This window comes from uncultured Nevskia sp., from assembly GCF_903885465.1.
GTDB lineage: Bacteria > Pseudomonadota > Gammaproteobacteria > Nevskiales > Nevskiaceae > Nevskia.
Genome location: NZ_CAISIQ010000325.1, coordinates 19,308 through 27,379 on the forward strand (window position 1 = coordinate 19,308; position 8,072 = coordinate 27,379).

Consider the following 8,072-nt stretch of genomic DNA (forward strand, 5'->3'; position numbering starts at 1 on the left):
CGGGGCCAGTCATGCGCATCCGACTGCTGCCGCCGCTAGCCGCCTGTGTGCTGAGCCTGCTGGCGACGCAGGCCGCGGCAGGCTCGTTCACCGTCAACCCGGTGCGTCTCGAACTGGCCGCCGGCCAGCATGCAACGTCGATGCTGGTCAGCAATGCCGGCAATGCCGCGACCATGGTGCAGGTCAGCGTTCATCGCTGGACCCGCGTCGATGGTGTCGACGTGCTCGAACCCGTGACCGGAGACGATGCACCGATCGTCACGCCGCCGATGTTCCGGCTCGATGTCGCCGATCAGCAGATCGTCCGCATCGGTTTCGCTGGACGCCAGCTCGATTCCGCCGAAGGCCACTGGCGGGTGATCGTCGAAGAACTGCCGCAGCCACAGGTGGCGACGCCGCTGGTGCAGATCGCGATGCGTCTGCGGATGAATCTGCCGCTGTTCCGCCAGCCGGCGGAGCGGCGCTCGGCACTGGCCTGGTCCACCGAACAGAGTTCGGACGGCCTGGCGCTCGATGTCGACAACCGCGGCACCATCACCGAACGCATCGATGCCGCCACCGTGGCCGGCAACGACGGCAAGGCGCTGTCGACGCTTACAGGGCCGCTGTACGTGTTTCCCGGCGAACACCGCGCGTTCCCGCTGAAGCTCGCAGCGCCGTTGCCGGCAACCGCGAACGCCGTGCTCAGCGTGCAGGGCAGCTTGCCGCTGCACGACCATGAATTGGCTTGGCAGCGGCAATGATCGGCGGGCACTGCTAGCGATCACGGCGACGCTGTTCGCAGCTCCGGCCCTGGCCAGCGACGCCGGCCTGTGGTTCGCCGCCGATCCCTGCCCGATCAACGCCGTGCAGATCGTTCCGCTGAATCGCCAGCGCGCCGTGCTCGCCGTCCACGCCCATCCCGATACCGCCGCCGAGGACACCGTGCTGATTCGCGGCGAAGACCAGTTGTGGCGCGCGCCGTACGAGGCCTGGACGCAGTGGACGCCGCTGCCCCCGCACAGCATCGAAACCGATGCCGGCGGCCAGCGCTGGGCCGTGCTGCAGCCCGATGACGGCTTGGCCTTGCGCTATGACGCCTGCCGCAGCGAGCTGTGGGTCGATGCCAATCCGCAGCGCGTGCAGCGCACCCGCTTCGATCGCCCGAACGCTGCCCCGATCACCGTGGCCAGCACTGGTGCCTATCTGAACATCGATGCTCGCTATGGCGGCCGGGCCGGCCGCGCCTCGGCCAGCGGCCTGTTAGATCTCGGTGGCTTCACCGCCGGCGGCGCTGGCCGCAGCGGTCTGTTCGTCGATCGCCAGCGGCTGCGCCGGCTCGACAGCCACTGGTTGATCGACGACCCCGAGCGGGCGCTACGCCTGCGGCTCGGCGACAGCATCACCCACAGCGCCGATTGGGAAACCGCGCTGCGTTTCGGCGGCCTGCAATGGGGCACCGAGTTCGCACTGCAACCGGATCGCATCACCTTTCCGCTGCCGACGATTGCCGGCAGCGCGGCGCTGGCCTCGACGGCGCAGCTGTACGTCAACGGCGTGCAGCAGTCCCCGGCGCAGCCGCTGCAGCCCGGTGCATTCCGCTTCGAAAGCATTCCCACCCTGACCGGCGCCGGTGAACTGAGCGTGACCCTGCGCGATGCGCTCGGCCGCGAACAGACGCTGAGCCAGCCGTTCTATGCCTCGCCGCGCCTGCTCGCGACGGGTCTGCAGGAACAGGGCATCGAAGCCGGCCTGCTGCGCAAGGACTACACCGGGCCCGACGACCGCTACGCCACGCCGCTGCTGGCCGGCAGCCTGCGCCGCGGCATCAACGATCAGCTGACCGTGCTGCTGCGCGCCGGCAGCACCGATCGGCGCCAGCTCGCCGGCGGTGAGCTCGATGTGTTCGCCGCACCGTTCGGCATCGTCACCGCATCGGTCGCAGCGTCGAACAGCGAAGCCGGCGCCGGTGCGATCGCCACGCTCGGTTTCGAGCGGGTCGACGATCGCTACAGCCTGTCGCTGCGCCGGCGCATCGCCAGCCGCGACTACACCGATTTCGGGCGCAATCCCGGCGCCATCCATTTCTCCGATGGCGCACGCCTGTCCTGCCGGATGCCCGGCGGCGGCACGGCGAGCGCGATCTACGTCTCCGAACAGTCCTGGGCGAATGCACCGGGCGCTGGCAGCATCCGGCTGGCCGGCTTCGGCTGGGGCCAGCCGCTCGGCGCACGTCTGCAGGCCTATGCCAGCTGGCTGCACACGCTCGATGGCGATCACGGCAACAGCGTGGTCATCGGCCTGGCCAGCGCCTTCGGCTCCCCACGTTCTGGAACCGGCGGCGCCGGCCTGCAGTACAGCAACGACAGCGGCCGCGATGGCGCCCGCGCCAGCATCCAGCAACTGCCGGCCGGGCCGCTCGGCTGGGCCTGGCGCGGCAATGCCGACAGCCGCGACGATGGCCTGCGCGAAGCCGAAGCCGCCTGGGCAACGACGCACGGCACCTTCGGCGCCGGCTATGCCGGCATCAACGGCAGCAGCGCGCCGAGCGCCTTCGCCCAGACCAGCCTCGCCTGGAGCGACGGCCACGGCTACTGGGCACCCACCATCCGCGACAGCTTCGCGGTGATCGATACCGGCGGCGTCAGCGGTATCGGTGTGCTGCGCGAAAACCAGTGGGTCGGCCGCAGCGACGATCACGGCCGCCTGCTGCTGACCGACCTCGCGCCCTACCAGCGCAACCGCCTGGCGATCGACGAACGCGATCTGCCGATCGCGGTCAGTCTGCGCGACAACGGCGCGGTGATCGCGCCGCCGGCGGAATCCGGCGTGGCCGTGCACTTCGCGATCGATCGCCGGACCATGCAGCGGCTGCGGCTGGTCGATGCCGGCGGTCTGCCATTGCCGGCCGGCACCGCGCTGGTGCTCGATGGACAGGCGCTCGATCTGCCAGTCGGCTACGACGGCCTGGTCTACCTGGAAACCGCGAACCATCCGCAGAGCCTGCGCGCGCAATGGCCGGAGGGCAGCTGCACGGCGACGATCGATGCGCGCAGCGAGCGCGAGGCTTTGCGCTGCGTCGCCGGTAATGACCGGCCATGAAGCGCCTGACGCTGCTGGCGCTGATGGCCCTGCTGCCACTGCCGAGCGAAGCCCTGCTGGCGTCCTGCACGGCGTCGAGCAGCAGCGTCGCCTTCGGCGGCTATGACCCGATCTCGCCCTCGGCGGACTTTGCCAACGGCTCGGTGACGGTGAGCTGCACCGGTGTCGGTCTGCTGGTCAGCTACCGCATCCTGCTGTCCGGCGGCGGCTCCGGCAACACCGCGAGCCGGACTCTGAGCGCGGGCGGCAATACCCTGCCCTACAACGTCTACGCGACCGCCGGCTACAGCACCGTCTGGGACAATGTCACCGGCGTCACCGGCGGTTTCCTGATCGCGCTGGGCGGCACTTCGACGACCCATACCGTCTATGGCCGCATCCTCGCTCAGCAACCGGCAGCGGCCGGCAGTTATGCCGATAGCCTGGTGATCACGGTCAATTACTAGCGCGACATCGACGACCCGCAGCAAGGCCGGATACGCTCGACCTCGGCGAAGAACGCCGAACCAGGAGCGTGAACATGACGCAGGAAACAACGCACAAGGGCAGCTGCCATTGCGGAAAAATCGCCTTCGAAGTCGATGGCAATTTCGACTCGGTGATGGAATGCAATTGCTCGCACTGCAGCCGCAAGGGCTACCTGCTGTCGTTCGTGCCACGCACTGCGCTGCGGATAACCACGGACGAAACAGCTATCAGCACCTACACCTTCAACCGCCACGCGATCCGCCATCAGTTCTGTCCGCAGTGCGGCTGCGCGCCGTTCGGTCTCGGCACCGGGCGCGACGGCGTGGCGACGGCGGCGATCAACGTCCGCTGCCTGGAAGGCGTCGAGCTGACGACCCTGGAGCGCAAGTTTGTCGACGGCCGTTCGTTCTGAGCGACGGTTGGTGCACTAGGCTGTATCGGCATCCAGCCCCGCAGGAGTGAGTCACCGTGAACCGCAAGACCATCGATGAGCTGACCGCCCGCATTGCCGTCAAAGGCCATGAGGTCAGCCGCAGCGAGAAAAGAGTCATCGATCGAGTCGCCAAGCGGCTGCACATCAGCCGCGACGCCGGGCAGGAATTCGACGAGTCGATGGGCTTTGGTGAGCGCGTGGCCGATCGCATCGCCGCGTTCGGCGGCTCCTGGACCTTCATCCTGAGCTTCCTCGGCCTGTTGGTGGTCTGGGTGGTGCTGAACGCGGTGCTGCTGACCCGCAGCGCGGCCGGGCCGTTCGATCCCTACCCGTTCGTGTTTCTGAACCTGATCCTGTCGATGCTCGCGGCACTGCAGGCGCCGGTGATCATGATGTCGCAGAACCGCCAGTCGGCGAAGGATCGCAAGGCGGCCGAGCACGACTACGAAGTCAATCTGAAATCGGAGCTGGAAATCCTCGGCCTGCATCAGAAGGTCGACAACCTGCGCGAGCAGCAGTGGCTGGAACTGGTCGAGATGCAGCGCGAGCAGATCGCACTGCTGACCCGGCTGCTCGAAGCGAAGTCCTGAAGAGCGCACGAACGGCAAGCCAGTCAGCCTGTTACCTTGCGCGCCGCTGGCCCCGTACGTTCCCTTCCGATCACCGCCCATGTCCCGCAGCCATCCCGAATTGCACCGTTCCGACCGCATCGGCTGGCTGCGCGCCGCCGTGCTCGGCGCCAATGACGGCACCATTTCGGTGGCCAGCCTGGTGGTCGGGGTCGCCGCCTCCGGTGCCAGCCAGCACAGCCTGCTGCTGACCGGCGTTGCCGGCATCGTCGCCGGGGCAATGTCGATGGCAGCTGGCGAATATGTGTCGGTGCAATCACAGGCCGATACCGAAAATGCCGATCTGGCCCGCGAGCGCGACGAACTGCACCAGGAGCCCGATCACGAGCTCGAGGAACTCAGCGCGATCTACATGAGCCGCGGCCTCGATGCCGCGCTGGCGCGCCAGGTTGCCGTGCAGCTGACGTCGCACGACGCCCTGCAGGCCCATGCCCGCGACGAACTCGGCATCACCGATACCCTGCGCGCCCGGCCGGTGCAGGCCGCCCTGGCCTCGGCGCTGGCGTTCACGCTCGGCGCTTCGGTGCCGGTGCTGACTGTGCTGATCGCGCCGCGTGAAAGCGTATCGATAACGACCTCGGCAACGGCACTGGCCATGCTGCTCGTGCTCGGTGGCGCTGCCGGCCGGGCGGGCGGCGCTTCGGTGCTCAAGGGCGCCTTGCGCGTGGCGTTCTGGGGCGCGCTGGCAATGGCGCTGAGTGCCGGTGTCGGCCAACTGTTCGGGACGGTCGTCTGATCACGTCCGCCCATCGTCGACTGCGACGCACCAGCACCAGCACCATCGCCAGACCATGACCGCTCTTGCGCCCGATCCGGCAGGCCTGCCGGAAAGTCCGTCGCCGCATCCGCTGCTGGAACGCGGCCTGAGCCTGCTGCGCCGCTATCCAGCGCTGCTGCCGACCTTGAGTCTGGCCTTCGGCATCGGCAGCTTCGTGCTGGTGCAGCGTGGCGAAAGCATGGCGCGGATGATGGCGTTCATCGCGCTGATCGGCTGGCCGTGGCTGCTGCTTGAAGACCTGATCGGCGGCTGGCTGAGCCGCCATTCGCGCGGCCGGCTGCCACCGGCCACGGCGCGTTTCCTGACTCAGCAGGTGCAGCAGGAACTGCTCTATTTCTCGCTGCCGTTCCTGTTCATCGCGATGAACTGGGTGCCCGAACAGATGGCCTTCGTCGCCCTCGCCGCCGGCCTGGCATTGGCCGCCACGCTCGATCCGCTGTATTGGCACCGCATCGCGCCGAACGCCGGCCTGTCGCTGGCTTTCCACGCCGCCTGCAGCTTCGTCGCCGCGCTGAGCATCCTGCCGATCGCCGTGCATCTGCCGGTGGAACTGGCGCTGCCGATCGCCTTCGCCACCACGGCGGTGATCCTGCTCGCCAGCCTGCCGCGCACCTGGGTGCCGGCGCTCGATCTCAATACGGCGAGCAACGAGCCATTGCGCTGGCGTCAGCGGCTGCGCCGTTTCGCGATGCCGCTGGCACTGGCCACGGTGCTGGCGCTCGCCTGGTTCGGCCGTGCGGCGATTCCGCCGGCCGGCCTGTGGGTGCGTGATGCCCGGATCACCACCGCGATGGACGGCCATGAGCCCGGCCCGGCGATCACTTCGGTGGATGCCGCGACGCTGGTCGGCGCCGATGCTTCCTTGAGCGCCTTCGTCGCCGTGCGGGCGCCGCAGGGCTTGTCGCAGGCGGTGGTGTTCGAATGGGTGCATGACGGCATGGTCGTCGACCGCATCCCGGCCCAGATCGACGGCGGTCGCGAAGCGGGCTTCCGCACCTACAGCCGCAAGCAGCATTTCGGCGTGGCGCCGCAGGGCAAATGGCGTGTCGACCTGCGCACGCCGCAGGGTCAGCTGATCGCGCGGCGCAGTTTCGAGGTTCGCTGAGCCCGGGCAGCTTCCGGGGGCGTCTCGAGTCTGGCGGGTTCCTTGCTGCGGCTTTTTCATCGCCGCCCGCCATCACCCGAAACCATGAAAACCCTCATCGGCTTATCCAAGCTGCGCGCCTTCCTCACGCTCGCGCTGAGCCTCACGCTCGTCTTCAGCGCACAGGCCGCCGGGGCGAAGCGCAAGATCATCATCGACCAGGACGCCTTCGGCCCGGCCTCCTCGAACCTGCAGGCGATCCTGATGCTGATGCAGGCGCCGGATGTCGAGGTGCTCGGCATCACCGTCACCAGCGGCGATGGCTGGCGCGACGAGGAAGTGGGCCACCTGCTGCGCCTGCTCGAAATCGCCGGCCGCACCGAGATTCCGGTCTATGCCGGCGCGGTCTTTCCGCTGCTCAACACGCAAGCGCGCAACAAGCTCTGGGAGCAGCTTTACGGCCCGCTCTACTACAAGGGCGCGTGGACCGAGGTCTGGCCCGACCAGGGCGCGCTGCAGCGCTCGCCGTATCACGCTGATCCCTACTTCGTGCCGCCATCGCCGGCCGGCACGCCGAAGCTCAAGGTGCAGAAGGAAAGCGCGGCGAACTTCCTGGTGCGCAAGGTTCACGAATTCCCCGGCCAGGTCACGGTCTGGGCCGGCGGGCCGCTGAGCAATCTCGCCGTTGCCGCCGCACTCGATCCGCGGTTCGCTTCGCTTGCGAAAGAACTGGTGTTCATGGGCGGCAGTTTCAACCCGATCGCGGCCGACAACGCCTTCGCTGCCGAGTACGTCAACGCCCCGCGGCGCGAGTTCAACATGCGCTGGGACCCGGAAGCGGCATCGATCGTGCTGCACCAGCCCTGGCCGAAGATCCTGCAGGTGCCGGTGGACCCGACCACCAAGACCTTCTTCAAGCCGGAATTCTTCAAGCAGATCGCGAAAGGCAAGGCGCCGTTCGACGACTACCTGGTGAAGTACGGCCAGTCATTCCCGATGTGGGACGAACTCGCCGCCGCCGTCTGGCTCGATCCCTCGATCATCACCAGGAGCAGCACCGTGCTCGAGGATGTCGACACCAGCTTCAGCGCCAGCTACGGCAACACGCTGAGCTGGGCCATCGGCGCCGGCCCGGGCCTCGGCGAGCGCCCGGTGCAGGCGGTGCTCGATATCGACCTGCCGAAGTTCGAGCGGATGACCATTGACCTGCTGAGCCGGCCGACGCCGAAGAGATAAGCGAGCGGCGAATCGCCAGGGAACATGACGGCCATCGCTGATGAGTTACGATCTGGAGGTTCACTGGACTCAATCCTTTGATTTAATATCCGCCAGATCGTCGTGCACATTTTACGTACTTGTCGCGCGTCAGTGCATGTTTACGGGACAGTTTATTGTGCGTTTCTAAAACCTAATTTTAGTTAGGCGATGACATGACCTATAGCGCGGCAGAAACAGAGACGATTGGTCTATGCATATGCGTTGAGGCGGTCGGCAATATTGCAAATCGTGCACTGCTTGATTTTCGCGATGTGTCTGCGCATCCAGGGGAGGCCGAGGTTCGCTTTCACGACCTAGCTCACCGTGACCTGTTCCTCATCC

Annotated in this window: 8 protein-coding genes; all 8 read left to right on the forward strand. The window is 67.2% G+C overall.

The genetic code is table 11. The features are described from left to right. Positions 1-11: 11 nt before the first annotated feature. The 8 genes from QZY06_RS12680 (at position 12) to QZY06_RS12715 (ending at position 7,709) form a co-directional block, all read left to right on the forward strand. Entirely contained in the window at positions 12-743 is a 732-nt protein-coding gene (locus tag QZY06_RS12680) for a molecular chaperone (RefSeq protein WP_295684904.1), read from the forward strand. Continuing rightward, entirely contained in the window at positions 718-3,081 is a 2,364-nt protein-coding gene (locus QZY06_RS12685; RefSeq protein ID WP_295684908.1) for a fimbria/pilus outer membrane usher protein, read from the forward strand. The genes QZY06_RS12680 and QZY06_RS12685 overlap by 26 nt, the downstream gene beginning before the upstream one ends. Continuing rightward, positions 3,078-3,527, forward strand: coding sequence for a spore coat U domain-containing protein (locus tag QZY06_RS12690; RefSeq protein WP_295684910.1), 450 nt, complete (start codon positions 3,078-3,080; stop codon positions 3,525-3,527). Before QZY06_RS12685 ends, QZY06_RS12690 begins: the two co-directional genes overlap by 4 nt. A gap of 74 nt (positions 3,528-3,601) precedes the next feature. Beyond that, entirely contained in the window at positions 3,602-3,961 is a 360-nt protein-coding gene (locus QZY06_RS12695; protein ID WP_295684912.1) for a GFA family protein, read from the forward strand. Positions 3,962-4,053: 92 nt separating this feature from the next. Then, positions 4,054-4,572: a DUF1003 domain-containing protein gene (locus tag QZY06_RS12700; RefSeq protein WP_367275635.1), complete on the forward strand. Its 519-nt coding sequence runs from the start codon at positions 4,054-4,056 to the stop codon at positions 4,570-4,572. Between the two features lie 79 nt (positions 4,573-4,651). Next, positions 4,652-5,347: a VIT family protein gene (locus QZY06_RS12705; protein ID WP_295684917.1), complete on the forward strand. Its 696-nt coding sequence runs from the start codon at positions 4,652-4,654 to the stop codon at positions 5,345-5,347. A 55-nt stretch (positions 5,348-5,402) separates the two neighbouring features. Continuing rightward, positions 5,403-6,494, forward strand: a complete 1,092-nt coding sequence (locus QZY06_RS12710; RefSeq protein ID WP_295684921.1) for a DUF5924 family protein — start codon at positions 5,403-5,405, stop codon at positions 6,492-6,494. Positions 6,495-6,578: 84 nt separating this feature from the next. Further along, positions 6,579-7,709 (forward strand): nucleoside hydrolase, encoded by a 1,131-nt coding sequence (locus QZY06_RS12715; RefSeq protein WP_295684924.1) that lies wholly within the window; start codon positions 6,579-6,581, stop codon positions 7,707-7,709. Positions 7,710-8,072 lie beyond the last annotated feature (363 nt).